Source organism: Sphingobium sp. IP1 (genome assembly GCF_002708645.1).
Taxonomy (GTDB): domain Bacteria; phylum Pseudomonadota; class Alphaproteobacteria; order Sphingomonadales; family Sphingomonadaceae; genus Sphingobium; species Sphingobium yanoikuyae.
In genome coordinates, this window is record NZ_NOIW01000029.1 from 15524 (window position 1) to 31295 (window position 15772).

General features: G+C 64.4%; 14 protein-coding genes. 9 read left to right on the forward strand and 5 right to left on the reverse strand.

Annotated features, from left to right (window positions below):
• Positions 1-98: 98 nt before the first annotated feature.
• Together hemA and CG471_RS12300 are read left to right on the forward strand one after the other, a co-directional pair.
• The gene (hemA, locus tag CG471_RS12295; protein ID WP_010337893.1) at positions 99-1325 is read left to right on the forward strand and encodes a 5-aminolevulinate synthase; all 1227 of its coding nucleotides are present in this window, start codon (positions 99-101) and stop codon (positions 1323-1325) included.
• Positions 1326-1460: 135 nt separating this feature from the next.
• Positions 1461-2522: a class I SAM-dependent methyltransferase gene (locus CG471_RS12300; protein ID WP_099232058.1), complete on the forward strand. Its 1062-nt coding sequence runs from the start codon at positions 1461-1463 to the stop codon at positions 2520-2522.
• Positions 2523-2531: 9 nt separating this feature from the next.
• Here the strand turns inward: CG471_RS12300 and CG471_RS12305 are convergent, their stop codons facing one another.
• Complete coding sequence (locus tag CG471_RS12305; RefSeq protein WP_099232059.1) at positions 2532-3176, reverse strand: class I SAM-dependent methyltransferase; 645 nt, start codon at positions 3174-3176, stop codon at positions 2532-2534.
• Positions 3173-4396 (reverse strand): DUF3419 family protein, encoded by a 1224-nt coding sequence (locus tag CG471_RS12310; RefSeq protein WP_099232060.1) that lies wholly within the window; start codon positions 4394-4396, stop codon positions 3173-3175. Before CG471_RS12310 ends, CG471_RS12305 begins: the two co-directional genes overlap by 4 nt.
• A gap of 132 nt (positions 4397-4528) precedes the next feature.
• Between CG471_RS12310 and CG471_RS12315 the strand changes: the two genes are divergently transcribed.
• The 7 genes from CG471_RS12315 (at position 4529) to CG471_RS12345 (ending at position 12633) form a co-directional block, all read left to right on the forward strand.
• The gene (locus CG471_RS12315) at positions 4529-5521 is read left to right on the forward strand and encodes a ligase-associated DNA damage response exonuclease (RefSeq protein ID WP_099232081.1); all 993 of its coding nucleotides are present in this window, start codon (positions 4529-4531) and stop codon (positions 5519-5521) included.
• Complete coding sequence (locus tag CG471_RS12320) at positions 5521-7143, forward strand: cisplatin damage response ATP-dependent DNA ligase (RefSeq protein ID WP_099232061.1); 1623 nt, start codon at positions 5521-5523, stop codon at positions 7141-7143. Before CG471_RS12315 ends, CG471_RS12320 begins: the two co-directional genes overlap by 1 nt.
• A 27-nt stretch (positions 7144-7170) precedes the next feature.
• Positions 7171-7518, forward strand: coding sequence for a GFA family protein (locus CG471_RS12325; protein WP_004207262.1), 348 nt, complete (start codon positions 7171-7173; stop codon positions 7516-7518).
• 82 nt (positions 7519-7600) lie between these two features.
• Positions 7601-8806, forward strand: a complete 1206-nt coding sequence (locus tag CG471_RS12330) for a saccharopine dehydrogenase family protein (RefSeq protein ID WP_004207263.1) — start codon at positions 7601-7603, stop codon at positions 8804-8806.
• A 101-nt stretch (positions 8807-8907) separates the two neighbouring features.
• On the forward strand, positions 8908-9999 hold the full coding sequence (locus CG471_RS12335) for an alpha/beta fold hydrolase (protein ID WP_099232062.1): 1092 nt from the start codon (positions 8908-8910) through the stop codon (positions 9997-9999).
• Positions 10000-10006: 7 nt separating this feature from the next.
• A complete protein-coding gene (locus CG471_RS12340; protein ID WP_099232063.1) occupies positions 10007-11179 on the forward strand; it encodes a carboxynorspermidine decarboxylase in 1173 nt (390 codons plus the stop codon).
• 260 nt (positions 11180-11439) lie between these two features.
• Positions 11440-12633: a type III PLP-dependent enzyme gene (locus CG471_RS12345; RefSeq protein ID WP_004207266.1), complete on the forward strand. Its 1194-nt coding sequence runs from the start codon at positions 11440-11442 to the stop codon at positions 12631-12633.
• A gap of 163 nt (positions 12634-12796) precedes the next feature.
• Here the strand turns inward: CG471_RS12345 and CG471_RS12350 are convergent, their stop codons facing one another.
• The 3 genes from CG471_RS12350 to CG471_RS12360 are packed head-to-tail and all read right to left on the reverse strand — an operon-like array spanning position 12797 to position 15746.
• A complete protein-coding gene (locus CG471_RS12350; protein ID WP_099232064.1) occupies positions 12797-14002 on the reverse strand; it encodes a class I SAM-dependent RNA methyltransferase in 1206 nt (401 codons plus the stop codon).
• A complete protein-coding gene (locus CG471_RS12355) occupies positions 13999-15390 on the reverse strand; it encodes an NAD(P)H-hydrate dehydratase (RefSeq protein WP_180275699.1) in 1392 nt (463 codons plus the stop codon). The genes CG471_RS12350 and CG471_RS12355 overlap by 4 nt, the downstream gene beginning before the upstream one ends.
• A complete protein-coding gene (locus tag CG471_RS12360; protein ID WP_099232066.1) occupies positions 15390-15746 on the reverse strand; it encodes a hypothetical protein in 357 nt (118 codons plus the stop codon). The genes CG471_RS12355 and CG471_RS12360 overlap by 1 nt, the downstream gene beginning before the upstream one ends.
• Positions 15747-15772 lie beyond the last annotated feature (26 nt).

Sequence of the window (15772 nt, forward strand, 5' to 3'; positions counted from 1 at the left end):
CTGGTAATGGCACGCCCGCGCAGGTAAATGCTCTCCTCAGGCAGAGGATGGCGCGACCATAGAAGAACCGGCGCGCGAGCAACGGGAAGAACGGCGTAGTGAATTACAAGCATATCTTTTCGCAGGCGATCGACCGGCTCCACAGCGAGGGCCGCTATCGCGTGTTCATCGACATCCTGCGTAACAAGGGCGCGTTCCCCAATGCCCGCTGCTTCCACGGCCATAACGGCCCGAAGCCGATCACCGTCTGGTGCTCGAACGATTATCTCGCCATGGGCCAGCATCCCAAGGTGGTCGCCGCCATGGAGGAAGCGCTCCATGATGTCGGCGCCGGATCGGGCGGCACCCGCAATATCGGCGGCAACACCCATTATCATGTAGACCTGGAGGCAGAACTCGCCGATCTGCATGGCAAGGAAGCGGCCCTGCTCTTCACCTCGGGCTATGTCTCGAACGAAGCGACGCTCTCCACCCTCGCCAAGATCCTGCCAGGCTGCATCATCTTTTCGGACGAGCTGAACCACGCCTCGATGATCGCGGGCATCCGCAATTCGGGCTGCGAAAAGCGCGTCTTCCGTCACAATGATCTCGATCATCTGCGCGAACTTCTCGCCGCCGAAGATCCCGAGGCGCCCAAGTTGATCGCCTTCGAAAGCGTCTACTCGATGGACGGCGACGTGGCACCGATCGCGGAAATCTGCGACTTGGCCGACGAGTTCAACGCCCTCACCTATCTCGACGAAGTCCATGCCGTGGGCATGTATGGCGCGCGCGGCGGCGGCATTTCGGAGCGCGACGATGTCGCCCATCGCCTGACCATCATCGAAGGCACGCTGGGCAAGGCGTTCGGCGTGATGGGCGGCTATATCGCCGCCGACCAGATGATCGTCGACGTGATCCGCAGCTATGCGCCCGGCTTCATCTTCACCACCTCGCTCTCGCCCGTGCTGGTCGCCGGCGTGCTGGCGAGCGTGCGCCACCTGAAGGGCTCCAGCGCCGAGCGCGAAGGCCAGCAGGCATCGGCGGCCAAGCTCAAGCAACTCATGCGCGACGCGGGCCTGCCGGTGATGAACTCGGTCACCCATATCGTGCCGCTGATGGTGGGCGATCCGGTCAAGGCCAAGCGGATCAGCGACATCCTGCTTGCCGAATATGGCGCCTATGTGCAGCCGATCAACTATCCCACCGTGCCGCGCGGCACGGAGCGGCTACGCTTCACCCCCGGCCCGGCCCATAATGAAGAGATGATGCGCGACCTGGTGTCGGCACTGGTCGAAATCTGGGATCGGCTGGAACTGGAACTGCTGGAACGCCAGGCAGCCTGACGGTCCCGACAGGTCACTTACCTCTTCCAAGGCCCAGGGCAGGACAGCGTGTCTGCCTGGGTCTTTCGGGCGCGAATATGTTATAGCGGCAGCGCGAACGCGCCGGAGTCGCGCGTCCTGCGAGAGGAGCGCGCCATGTCCGCACCGATCGACGAAGGCAAATTACACGCTTTTACGAGCAAGATGCTCGGGGATCTTGGCGGTGCGATGAGCGTACCGACCGTGCGTATCGGGGTAAGGCTTGGCCTTTTCGATATATTGGCGAACGGGCCAGCATCCGCGGCCGAACTGGCGACGCGCGCCGGCAATCTGCACGAGCGCTATGTGCGCGAATGGGCCTATGCCCAGGCCGCAAATGGCTATGTCGATTTCGACCCGACGACGCAGCAATTCAGCATGACGCCCGAACAGGCGATGATCTTCCACCATGTCGACAGCCCGGTCTATCTGGTTGCGGCTTTCGAGATGGTCGCCGCGATGATCGAGGCGGAATCCAAGGTGGAAGAATGTTTCCGAAACGGCAGCGGTGTACGCTGGGGCGATCATGCCGGCTGTCTTTTCTGTGCGACCGGCGCCTTCTTCCGCCCCGGCTATGTCAATAATATCGTCCAATATTGGATCCCTGCCCTGCAAGGCGTGGAAGCGAAATTGCGCGTGGGTGCCAAGGTGGCCGATGTCGGATGTGGCGTGGGCTTTTCGACCCTGCTGATGGCGCAGGCCTATCCGGAGAGTCGTTTCATCGGCTATGATTTCCATGCGCCATCGATCGAGGAAGCGCGGCGCCATGCCGCAGCCCATGGGCTGGCGGACAGGGTTCAGTTCGAGGTTGCCACGGCAAAGGAGGTGCCGGAAGGCGACTTCGACCTGGTGACCATGTATGATTGCCTGCATGACATGGGCGATCCGCGTGGCTGCGCGAGCCATATGCGGCGGATATTGGCCGCCGGTGGCAGCTGGATGATCGTGGAGCCAGCGGCCGGCAATCGCCCGCAGGACAATTTCAATCCGGTCGGCCGGCTCTATTACAATGCCTCCACCATGATCTGCGTCCCGACCTCGCTGGATCAGGAGGTCGGCGAGGGCCTGGGCGCCCAGGCAGGCGAAGCCCGACTGACGGAGGTTATCCGCAGCGGCGGGTTTGCAAATGTGCGTCGCGCTGCCGATGGGCCGTTCAACATGGTGCTGGAAGCCTGGTAGCCCGCTCACTCAAACGCGGATCAGCCCGCCCCTGACCGCATAGCCGCGATAGAGCGTCCGGACATGGGGAAAGCCGCCCATATCCTGTGCCAGCCGGTTGATCGCGCCGTTGAGTTCGCGCCGGGGCGAAACGTGGAACCGCTCCAGCCAGCCGAACAGCGCCTGTTTCCAGAGCGTCGGCAATTCCTCCTGCTGACCGAAATCCACGATCTCCAGCTTGCCGCCCGGCGCGACGCAGCGTGCCGCCTGGACCAGTGCCATTTCCCATTCGGGGATCATCGACAGGGCATAGCTGATGAACACCCGCTCGAAGCTTGCCCGACCGAACAGCGCCTGCGGATCGAAGCCGCAGGCATCGCCCTGCGCCAATGTCACCCGATCCGCCATGCCCGCCCTGGCGACCGAGGCGCGCGCCGTGTCCAACATCGCATCGCTGATATCGACGCCATAGAGCCGCGCCTTGGGCCAGGCCTTGCCCACCGCGATCAGGTTGCGGCCGGTGCCGCAGCCAATCTCCAGCACGGCGCCGCCGGCGGGCGGATCGAGATCGGCGATCAGCCCGTCACGACCCAGCAGATAATATTTACGGGTCAGGTCATAAATATGCCGCTGGTAGCGATAGACCCCGTCCATCAGTTGCCCATGGCCGCTCATGCGTCAGCGCCTTTCAGCACATAGAGATGCACGCCGCCATAGATGGCCGAGCGATCGCGCGCGGTATAGTCGCGCGAGGCATCGGCCCGATAATCCCAATGGGCCAGCACATCATCGGCGACCCGGCCGGGCAGGATGCTCGGTTCGCCAGCCGTGCGGAACAGCACGCGCGCGTCGGGCTTGGCCGTCCGGGTGATCTGCGCCCAGAGCGCATTCAGCTGCTCGTCATCCATCCAGTCCTGCGCATCGAGCAGGATATAGCGGTCGCACGATGCCGCCGGCTGACTGGTCAGGAAGTCGGTGAAGTTGATGTGGCGCACATCGACCCGCTCGGCCCGGTCGCGCACTGCGCGATGATTGGCTGCCTGCAGATAGGGCGGCAATGGCCCTTCGCCGCCTGCATAGCCGCGCCCGAACGCCTGCACGGCGAAATAATTGTCCTTGAGGTCGAAGTCGCAGGCCAGTTTCTTGAGCCGCGCCTTCAGCACATTGTCCATCCGGTCGTCGCCGGCCAGCGCCTCGAACTGCGCGGGCGGTATGCCGAGGCCGAACAGCGAGGCGGGCTGGCTGGTCAGCCAGCGGACGAAGCCCTTGTCGAAGATCGGCGCCAATTCCCGCTCGAAGATCGCCAGTTGCTCCTCGCGGCTCTGCGCGTCGAGCATCCGCTTGGGGTTCACGCCATGCAGCCGGGCGAGCAGATGCGCCGCGCCGATGAAACGGCCGAGCAGGCCATGCCTGTAGATGCCCCGCGCAAAGCCACCGATGCGACGGCGGCCGGTCATGTCGCGCCCCTCCCAATAACGGCGCGTCGACTCATCCAGGTGCGGTGCCACGACCGCGCGATAGGCGGCGATATTCGCCTTGTCGTCCGCCCGCGCAAAGAAACGGTGGAAGGCGGCATGATCGGGCAGCGTCTGCGCCGCCATCAGCTTCAGCCGGTTGAGCGCGATATGGGCGGTGTTGAGGTCGACCGCGGTGATCTTCGCCGGATCGGCGGTCAGGTAGGAGAGGACATTGCAGCCGCCCGACGCGATCGTCACCACATGGCTGTCGGGCGTGATCGCCAGCGCTTCCATGTCGACGGCCGGATCTTCCCAAATCTGGGCATAGACAAGGCCACGGAAGGCGAAAGTGAAGGCGCGTTCCAGCAGCCCCTGCTTCGACAGATGACGGTGACGATGCACCGCATTGGTGACTTTCTTGTGGGCCGATGCGGCCATGGGCGCACTCCTCGCTGCCGGGTCGTTCGGTCGGCCGATAGGGCAGGCGCGTGTCGTGCGCATGACCGCTGGGTTACGCCATGATGACGCCCCTTGCGGAACCGGGACCGCCTTTCCCATCTTCTGCATCTGATGGCGCACTGGATCGAATCCCACCCCACCGGCATCTATGTCCGCCCCGCCGATGCGTGGATCGACCCGTCCCAGCCGCAGGAACGGGCGCTCGTCACCCATGGCCATGCCGATCATGCGCGTGGCGGCCATGGCCATGTCTGGGCCACGCGGGAAACGCTGGCGATCATGGCGCTGCGCTATGGCACGGCCAGCGGCACGGCGGTCGGCTATGACGAGGAGATCAGGCTGGGCGGCGGCACCATCCGCTATGTCCCCGCCGGTCATGTGCTGGGGTCGGCGCAGATCATCCTGGATCATGCCGGCGAGCGGGTGGTGGTGACCGGCGACTATAAACGCCGCCCCGACCCGACCTGCCTGCCGTTCGAGCCGGTGCCCTGCGACATCTTCGTGACCGAAGCGACCTTCGGCCTGCCCGTCTTCCGTCATCCCGACACCGGCAGCGAGATGGACCGGCTGCTCCATGCGCTCCATGCCAATCCCGATCGCTGCGTGCTGGTCGGCGCCTACGCGCTTGGCAAGGCGCAGCGGGTGATCTGCGAGTTGCGGGCGCGCGGCCATCATGACCCCATCTATATCCATGGCGCGCTCGAACGCATGTGTGCGCTCTACCAGGATTTCGGCGTCGACATGGGGAAGTTGCGCGGCGCGACTGGCGTCCCGGCAAAGGACATGCGCGGCGCCATCGTGCTGGCGCCGCCATCCGCGCTCAACGATCGCTGGAGCCGCCGCCTGCCCGACCCGATTGCCGCCATGGCGTCGGGCTGGATGCGGGTGCGCCAGCGCGCCCGGCAGCGCAACGTCGAACTGCCGTTGGTCATTTCCGACCATGCCGACTGGGACGAACTGACCGACACGATCCGCGAAGTCGCGCCGAGCGAGACCTGGATCACCCATGGCCGCGAGGAAGCCCTGCTCCACTGGTGCATGACCCACCAATATCGCGCCCGCGCGCTGGCACTGGTGGGCCGCGAGGATGAGGAGGAAGGGTAATGCGCGCCTTTTCCCAACTGCTCGACGGCCTCGTCTACACCCGCTCGCGCAATGGCAAGCTGGCGCTGATCGCCGCCTATATGCGCGAAGCCGCCGATCCCGACCGGGGTTGGGCGCTGGCGGCGCTGACCGGCAATCTCGACCTCAAGGCGGTGAAGGCGTCGGCCATCGGCGAGATGATCCGCGCCCGCACCGATCCCGTCCTCTTCGAGATGAGCCGCGATTATGTCGGCGATCTGGCCGAAACCGTTGCTCTGCTCTGGCCCCGCCCCGGCAATGAACCCGCCGAACTGGACGACGGCTCGCTCAGCCTGTCCGGCGTCATCGACCGGCTGAACAATGTCAGCCGCGCCGCCGCACCGGATGCGCTGGCGCAGATGATGGATCATCTCGACACATCGGGCCGTTTCGCCCTGCTGAAGCTTGCCACTGGCGGCCTGCGGGTGGGGATATCCGCCCGCCTCGCCAAGACCGGCTTTGCCCAGGCTTTCGGGCTCGACGTCGATGATGTCGAACAGGTCTGGCACGCCCTCGCTCCGCCCTATGCCGCCCTGTTCGACTGGGCCGAAGGCCGCGGCGCCCGCCCCGATCCGGAGGGCACGCCCTATTTCCGCCCGTTCATGCTCGCCCATCCGCTGGAAGCCGACAGCGTCGACCTTGCCGACTATGCCGCCGAATGGAAATGGGACGGCATCCGCATCCAGATCGTCGGCACCGGCCCAAAAAATGGAGGCGAGACGCGCCTCTACAGCCGCGCTGGCGACGACATCACGGGCAGCTTCCCCGAAATCGCGCAGGCCTTCACCGGTCACGCCGTGCTGGACGGCGAATTGCTGGTGAAGGGGGAGTTTCAGGGCGCCAAAGAACATGGAGGCGCTGCGGCCAGCTTCAACGCCCTGCAACAGCGGCTCGGCCGCAAGGCAGTGAGCGCCAAGATGATGGCCGATTATCCCGCCTTCGTCCGCCTCTATGACCTGCTGATCGAGGGCGACGAGGACCTGCGCGCCCTGCCCTGGACCGACCGCCGCGCGCGCCTCGAAGCCTATATGGCGCAACTATCCCCCGACCGTTTCGACCTCTCCGCCGTCATTGACGCGCCCGATTTCGCGGCGCTGGCTGACATCCGGGCCGGCGCCCGCGATGCCGCGATCGAGGGGGTGATGCTCAAGCGCCGCGACAGCCCCTATGTCGCGGGGCGCAAGGCCGCGCTCTGGTACAAATGGAAGCGTGATCCACTGACCGCCGACTGCGTCATGATGTATGCCCAGCGCGGCCATGGCAAACGCTCCTCCTTCTATTCGGATTATACATTCGGCTGCTGGACGGGTGATCCGGAAAATGGGGGCGAATTGCTGCCGGTGGGCAAGGCCTATAGCGGGTTCACCGACGAGGAACTCAAATGGCTCGACCGCTTTGTCCGGGGCAATACGGTGAACCGCTTCGGCCCGGTCCGCGAAGTCGAAAAGACGCTGGTGCTGGAGGTCGCGTTCGACTCCATCCATGACAGCAAGCGCCACAAGTCCGGCCTCGCCATGCGCTTCCCCCGCATCGCCCGCATCCGCAAGGACAAGCCGGCAGCGGAAGCCGATACGGTCGAGGGATTGAAGCGTCTGGTCAGTTGAAGCATAGGGACCAGAAGGAGAACGAGGATGGCCTATAGCGGAAGCTGCCATTGCGGCGCCGTAACCTTCACCGTCGATGCCGATCCGCCCAGCGAGGCGATGAGCTGCAACTGCTCGCATTGCGGCCGCAAGGGCTTCATCCTGACCTTCGTTCCGGTCGACCAGTTCCGCCTCGACAGCGGCGCCGATCAACTGACCGACTATCTCTTCTACAAGCACGCCATCACGCATCAATTCTGCAAGACCTGCGGGACGGAAGCCTTCGCGCTCGGCAAGTCGCCCCAGGGTGAAATGCGCGCGATCAACCTGCGATGCGTGCCTGCGATCGATATTGAAGCACTGACCATCCAGAAGATCGACGGGGCCAGCTTCTAACTCTGACTTTGCTCTGTCACGCGACGCCCCTATATGGGCGCTTTCGCGCGTCCGGCGCGACCACAGTTATGGAGCAGTTGAATTGAGCAAGGTTCTGGTCATCGGCGCAGGCGGCGTCGGGTCTGTCGCGGTCCACAAGATGGCGATGAACCCTGATATTTTCAGCCACATCACGCTGGCCAGCCGCCGCCTCATCAGCTGCGAGAAGGTCGCCGAATCGGTGAAGAAGCTGGTCGGCGTGGATATCGACGTGGCCCAGGTCGACGCCGACAATGTCGAAGAGACCATCGCCCTCATCCAGAAGGTCCAGCCCAAGCTGGTCGTGAACCTGGCGCTGCCCTATCAGGATCTGGCGATCATGGACGCGTGCCTCGCGACCAAGACCGACTATCTCGACACCGCCAATTACGAACCGCGCGACACTGCCAAGTTCGAATATAGCTGGCAGTGGGCCTATCAGGAACGCTTCAAGGAAGCCGGCATCATGGCGCTGCTGGGTTCGGGCTTCGATCCGGGCGTCACCAGCGTGTTCGCCAGCTACATCAAGAAGCATCTGCTCGACACGATCGACACGCTCGACATTCTCGACTGCAATGGCGGCGACCATGGCCAGCATTTCGCCACCAACTTCAATCCGGAAATCAACATCCGCGAAGTGACCGCTCCGTCGCGTCACTGGCTGAACGGCGAATGGGTCGAAGGCCCGGCATTGAGCCACAAGCAGGTGTTCGACTTCGACCAGGTCGGCGAAAAGAACATGTACCTCATGTATCATGAGGAACTGGAAAGCCTCGCCACCCACTATCCCGAAATCAAGCGCATCCGCTTCTGGATGACCTTCGGCGACGCCTATCTGAAGCATCTCGAAGTGCTGCAGAATGTCGGCATGACCCGGATCGATCCGGTCATCTATAATGGCCAGGAAATCATTCCGCTGCAGTTCCTGAAGGCCGTCCTGCCCGAACCGTCGAGCCTGGGTTCGACCACCAAGGGCAAGACCAATATCGGCGACATCGCGACCGGCCAGAAGGATGGTCAGGAAAAGACCGTCTATATCTATCAGGTCTGCGACCATGAGGACGCCTATGCCGAAACCGGCAACCAGGCGGTCAGCTACACCACTGGCGTGCCCGCGATGATCGGCGCCGCCATGATGCTGACCGGCGCCTGGAAGGGCGAAGGCGTGTTCAACATCGAGCAGTTTGATCCCGATCCCTTCATGGATATGCTCAACAAGCATGGCCTGCCCTGGCAGGTGAAGGAACTGGACGCGCCGCTGGCCTTCTAAGCGACACGCGATATCACATGCCGCTCCACTCATTGAACCTCGCGTTCATAGGAGTGGGGCGGCATGTTGTTCCGTGACAGCGGGATGATGGAGGGGATGGAATGCGAAAGCTGATGAGCGCCGTTCTGGCGCTTTCTCTTTTTGGAGCGCCGGTTTCTGCGCAGCAGCCCGCCGATCCCTATGCCCCTGCCAAGGCCATCGTCGCCGACGTCAACCGGATCGTGACGCCGAATGGCGTCCAGGAAAATCTGGTCGTGACCTTGGGCGGCGCGCGGCAGGCGATCAATGTGCGCGGCGCCGATCGCGCCAACCCAATTCTTATCTATGTCCATGGCGGCCCCGGCGCGGTGGAAATGCCCTTTGCTTGGTCGTTCCAGCGGCCATGGGAGGATTTCTTCACCATCGTCCAGTGGGACCAGCGCGGCGCTGGCAAAAGCTATGCGCTGAACGATCCCAAGGTGATCGCGCCGACCATGACACTGGATCGCTATCGCGACGATGCCATCGAACTGATCGACTATCTCAAGGCCCGCTATGGCAAGCGCAAGGTCTTCCTGCTCGGCCATAGCTGGGGCTCGGCGGTGGGCCTATCGGTCGCGATCAAGCGGCCCGACCTGCTCTATGCCTATATCGGCATGGGCCAGGCGATCGACTTCCGCGCCGGCGAACGCATGGGCATGGACTGGACCATCGCGCAGGCAAGGAAGGCCGGCAACACCGATGCCGTGAAGGCGATCGAGGCGCTCGCCCCCTATCCCGACAGCGGGCCGTTCACGATCGACAAGGCGGATGGCTGGCGCCGCTACGCCATTCCCTATGGCTCGCTGATGGCCGACCGGCCCGACCCGACGCTCTATTTCCAGACCCCGCGCCTGTCACCCGACTATACGCCCGAAGACCGCAAGGCTTGGGCTGCGGGCAGCGAATTTTCGACCACCACCCTGTGGCCCCGCGTTGCGGACGTCAGCTTCGCCAAGGTCCGCGAGATGAAGCTGCCGGTCATCATGCTGCTCGGCCGCACCGACTATACCGTGCCCTCGCCGCTCGCCGCGCAGTGGATGGAGCGGTTGAAAGCCCCCGCCAAGAAGACCATCTGGTTCGAGCATTCGGCCCATATGACGATGGTCGAGGAACCCGGCCTGGTCCTCAAGGCCCTGATCAACGATGTCCGCCCGCTGGCGGATCAGGAGTAATAATTTCATGGAAACCAAGGCCGGCGATCCCGCCGCTTTCGCCCATTTCGACCTGTATCGCGTCCCCTCGCCCGCCTTCGTTGTCGATGAGGCCGCCGTGCGGCGCAACCTGTCGGTGCTGCGCGATATCGGCGATCGGGCCGGGATCAAGGTGCTGGGCGCGCTCAAGGCCTTTTCCATGTGGTCGCTGGGCGGCGTGCTGGGCGAATATCTCGACGGCGTCTGCGCCTCGGGCATCTATGAAGCGCGCCTAGGCCGCGAGGAATATCAGGGCGAGGTCGCGACCTATTGCGCCGCCTACAAGCCCGACGATCTCGCCGAAATCCTCAAGATTTCCGACCATGTGATCTTCAACAGCCCCGGCCAGATCGCCCGCATGAAGCCGGTGATCGACGCCGCCCGTGCCGACGGCCGCATCTTCGACATCGGTCTGCGCATCAATCCGCTCCACCCGGAGGGCGAGGTGCCCAAATATGACCCCTCGCAGCCGCACAGCCGCCTGGGCTTCCCGATCGACCAGTTGCGCGCCGAGCATCTGGACGGCGTCGACGGCCTCCACGTCCATAATCTGTGCGAACAGGATTTCCTGCCGCTCCAGCGCACCTGGGCGGCAATCGAACCCTATGTCATGCCCCATATCGCCGGCCTCAAATGGCTGAACTTCGGCGGTGGTCACCATGTCACCCGCGCCGACTACCAGATCGACGAGCTGATCGCCTTCCTTCAGGCGATCAAGGCGCAGACCGGGCTTGAACTCTATATCGAGCCGGGCGAGGCGATGGCGCTCGATGCGGGCATCCTGATCGGCGAGATCCTGGACGTGATCGACAATGGCATGCCCGTCGCGATCACCGACATCAGCGCCACCTGCCACATGCCCGACGTGATCGAGGCACCCTATCGCCCCGCCATGCTGCATGAGCAGGACGAAGGCCCGGTCACGCGCCTGGGCGGTCCATCCTGCCTGGCGGGCGATATCATCGGCGATTATCGGGTGCCTGGCGGCGCCGAACCGGGCGCCCGCATCGCCTTCCTGGACCAGGCCCATTATTCGATGGTGAAGACCAACACCTTCAACGGCGTGCCCCTGCCCGCCATCTGGCTGTGGAATTCCCAGAGCGATGAACTCCGGGAAATCCGCAGCTTTTCCTACGCGGATTTCAAGGGCCGCCTGTCCTGATTCCATTCCTGTTTCTGCCCGGCCGGGCGTGTGAAATTCCGCGTTAATTTTGCGGAAACTATCTTTCGTCCGGCCGAAATATCCTGTCTTTTCAACGCCCCATCCAGGATGACGCACGTTTCATAGCGGGCTGCGCAACAAAATTTTCATATGCGCTTTACAGGGGGGACCCCACCGCATATATCGGCCGCTCGCTGCCCCATGGGACTTCCACCGCAAGGCAGCTTTTTCGCTCTGAACTACACTGGAGGTCCCTTGAGTTGCACAAGCATCATAGCGCGCTGGGGGTAGCGACCGCCCTCACACCGGCAGCACCGGTAACGCTGATCCGTCCCGAAGCCGCAGCTCGGGCCGCCCGCTTCTTCACTGAGAAGTTTCCGGGTCGCTCGCTCTATGCAGTCAAGGCGAATCCGTCTCCTGATCTGATCCGTACGCTTTTCGATTCGGGCATCACGCATTTCGACGTGGCCTCGATCGCCGAAGTGCGTCTCGTTGCCGAAACGCTCGAAGGCAAGGCCAAGCTCTGCTTCATGCACCCGGTCAAGGCCGAGGAAGCGATCGCAGAAGCGTACCATGTCCATGGCGTGCGCACCTTCTCGCTCGACACGATCGACGAGCTGGAAAAGATCATGCGCGCCACCGGCGATGCGACCGATCTGGAGCTGTGCGTGCGCCTGCGCGTTTCATCCGAACATTCGGAACTCAGCCTGGCGTCGAAGTTCGGCGCGGAGCTGGGCGAGACCCGCGAGCTGCTGATGGCAACCCGTCAGGCCGCCGATGCGCTGGGCATCTGCTTCCATGTCGGTAGCCAGGCGATGAGCCCCCAGGCCTATAGCGATGCGATCGAGCGCGTGCGCGCCGCGATCGTGGACGCAGCCGTCACGGTCGACATCATCGATGTCGGCGGCGGCTTCCCGTCCATCTATCCGGGCATGGAGCCGGTCGCGCTCGAAAATTATTTCGAAGCGATCCACCGTGGCTTTGAAAGCCTACCGGTCAGCTACTCGTCGGAACTGTGGTGCGAACCCGGCCGCGCGCTGTCGGCGGAATATAGCTCGATCATCGTGCGCGTCGAACGCCGCCGTGGCCAGGAACTCTACATCAACGACGGCGCCTATGGCGCGCTGTTCGATGCCGCGCATATCGGCTGGCGCTTCCCCGTCGCCCTGCTGCGCGAGGATGAGAGCGAGGAAGAGCTGGAAGGCTTCTCCTTCTATGGCCCGACCTGCGACGACATGGACCATATGGTCGGCCCGTTCATGCTCCCGGCGGACGTGAAGGTCGGCGACTATATCGAGATCGGCATGCTCGGCGCCTATGGCGCGGCGATGCGCACCGGCTTCAACGGCTTCACCTCGGAATCGACGATCGAAGTGTCGGACGAGCCGATGGCCAGCCTCTATGCCGAAACGCTGCCGGCCCGTCGTCGCGCAACTGTCATCAAGCTCGGTTAAGACGGGCGCCGCTCCCCTTTAGGAGAGGATGCCCGTCCAACGGCCCGCATAGGCCGAGGATCGAACGAAAGACTATATCCCTCGCTGCCGCCCCCTCGCAGCGAGGGATTTTCTTTGGGGCATTTCACCCCTCCACGACGGTGTGAACTTCGTAGAAAATCGCTCAGGGGCGCCGGAAAATCCCGACCATCTCGACATGGGTGGACCAGCGGAACTGGCCGACCGGCATGACGCTGTCGAGCACATAGCCACCCGCCACCAGATGCGCGGCATCGCGGGCAAAGCTGCCCGGATTGCACGAGACATAGGCGATCAGCGGCACGGTCGACTGCGCCAGTTGCATCGCCTGTTCGCGCGCACCCGCACGGGGCGGATCGATCACCACGGCGGCAAAGCGGTTCAGTTCCTCGGGCGTCAGCGGGCGGCGGAACAGGTCGCGATGATCCGCCACCATGCGCCGCTGCGCGCGATGGCCGGCAAGCTTGAGCGACAGCACCAGATCGCGCGCACCTTCCGCCGCATAGACCGGCCGATTGGCGCCGATCGCCAGCGCAAAGGTGCCAAGGCCACAGAACAGGTCCGCCACCGCGCCGGTCGCCGGCAACGCATCCTGCACTGCCTTGACCAACGCCGCCTCGCCATCGGGTGTCGCCTGCAGGAAGGAATAGGGCGGGAAGCCGACCGCGACGCCACCAAAGCTGACGCTCACCGGCTCTGGCTCCCACCGCGTCTCCGGGCCATCGCCCTGGTCGATGGTCAGCCGTGCCAGAGCGTGCCCGCGGGCGAAATCGCCCAGCGCCTCGTCCGCCGCCAGCCCCTCGACCTTCACGCCTTCCAGCAGCAGGTCGACGCCCTGATCGGTCAGCGACATGCGCACATGCGCGGCGCGCTTGTCGGGTAGGCAGGTCAGCAGCATCGTCCGCAGCGGCGCGATCAGCGCGAACAGGCGCGGATCGAGGATCTCGCACATCGTCAGGTCGACCAGCACATGGCTGCCCTGCTCGGCGAAGCCGATGGTGATCCGCTTGCCCTGCCGCGCGGCGCGCAGCGAGGCTCGGCGACGCGTGCACGGCGGCGAGACATGGGCCGGCAGCACCGTCTGCGGCACTACGGCCTGCCCGGCCAAGGCGCCGGTCACGCGGGCGCTGACGAAATCAGCGAGGCTCGGCTCGTCAATCTGCTGCAGCTCGCAGCCACCGCAGCCGGGAAAATGGACGCAGGGCGCGTCGACATGATGCGGGCCAGCGATGATGCTGCCGTCGGCAGCGATCCGGTCGCCCGGTGCTACCAGTGCGAAATGCCGCCCGTCGGCGGTGACGCCATCGCCCTTGGCGGCGATGCGGAGGATGAGATCATTATCTTGGGTCACAGCCGCGAGCCGATAGCGGCTGGAAGCGCGGCAAGCAAATCATCCGCGACAAAAGCCGGCCCGGCCCGGTGCGCGACCTCTCCATGCAACCACACAGCCTCGCACGCCGCACGGAATGGATCACCCGTCACAGCCAGTCGCCCGGCGGCCAGGCCCGCCAGCACATCGCCCGTGCCGGCGGTCGACAACCAGGTCGACGCGCCCCGCGCCATCGCCACCCGGCCATCCGGCGCGGCGATCACGCAATCCGCGCCCTTATAGACCACAACCGACCTCGCCATGCGCGCACCGGCCAGCGCCCGATCGATCTTGCTGCCCGGCAGATCGCCGAACAGCCGGACGAACTCGCCTTCATGCGGGGTCAGGATCGATCCGGCCGGTACATGGGTAGACGCCCTTCCTGCCAGCAAGGTGAGCGCATCGGCGTCCAGCACCAGCGGCCGTCCGCAGGCCAGCGCAGCGTCAAGCCGCGCCTGCGCCCCATCCTCCCGGCCCAAACCCGGACCGACCAGCACGGCCGCCAGCCGAGGGTCGGAAAGAGCATCGCTCAGGACAGCTTCATCCTCAATCTGCTGATGAACGATGGCGTGCGGCCCTGCCTCGCACGGTGAAGCATCATAGCGCCTCACCATGCCGGCACCGGAATGGGCCGCCGCGGCTGCCGCCAGCGCTGCCGCGCCCGGCATGGAGCCGGCAACAACCCCAACCAGACCTCGGCTATATTTATGCGCAACGGCGTCAGGCGCGCGAAGCCGCGGCGGTGCAAGCACATGCATGTCGTGCGGCATGGTCAGGCCGATGTCCGCCCGCACCAGTTTTCCCATGAGGCTAGCCGCCGGCTGCAACAGATGCGCGGGCTTGAACGCGCCCAATGCGATCGTCACGTCGAACTTCGGCACCGCCGATAATAGCAGGCCATCATCCGTCCCCACCCCGCTCGGCAGATCGATCGCATAGCTGTGATTGGCATGCGCTACCAATGCGCCCAACCGCTCCGCCACCGCCGCATCCAGGCCGCGCGTCAGCCCCGTGCCGAACAGCGCGTCGACCAGTTGCGCCGCCGGCGCGGCATCGGCCAGCGGCTCTACCGGGCCGTCCCATAATGTCCTGGCCCGCTGGGCGGACTCAGTGCGGCTATCACCCAGGGAGGCGACCCGCACCGGTACGCCCAGTTCGCGCAATATACGCGCGATAACAAATCCATCACCGCCATTATTGCCAGGACCACAGAGGATCAGCGCGTCCCGTCGATGCCCAGCACGCCAGATGATCTGCGCCGCCGCCGCACCGGCTCGTTCCATCAGTTCATAGGGATCAACCCCAGCATCAAACGCCGCCTGCTCGGCCGCGCGCATGGCTGCTGCCGTCAATATCGGGTCGGGCGCCATCAATTCGGCTTGGCCGCCACGGTAGCGGGCAGCCGATACTGGTCGACACCGATCGCCACTTGGATGAGCCCCTTGTCGATGATGGTGAGCTTTGCGTCCTCGGCACCATCGGCCGAAACCAGGCCACGCCCGTCCTGCACGATCCTGAGCCGCCGGAACCCGCCGTCGGGATGACGCAGGGTCAGCATGTCGCCGTCGCGTTCGACGCCGCACGCCCGCGACCAATCGCCCTTGCCGATCGCGCAGTCGATCAAGTTGTCGTCATCGGCGATAGCCCCGCTCCCGCCGCCCTTGCCGTCACATCCCGCCAAGGCCAGCCCCGCCAGCAATAATGCGCCAGACAATCGCAGCCCCATCAGAATATCCCCTTTCGACATCCTTA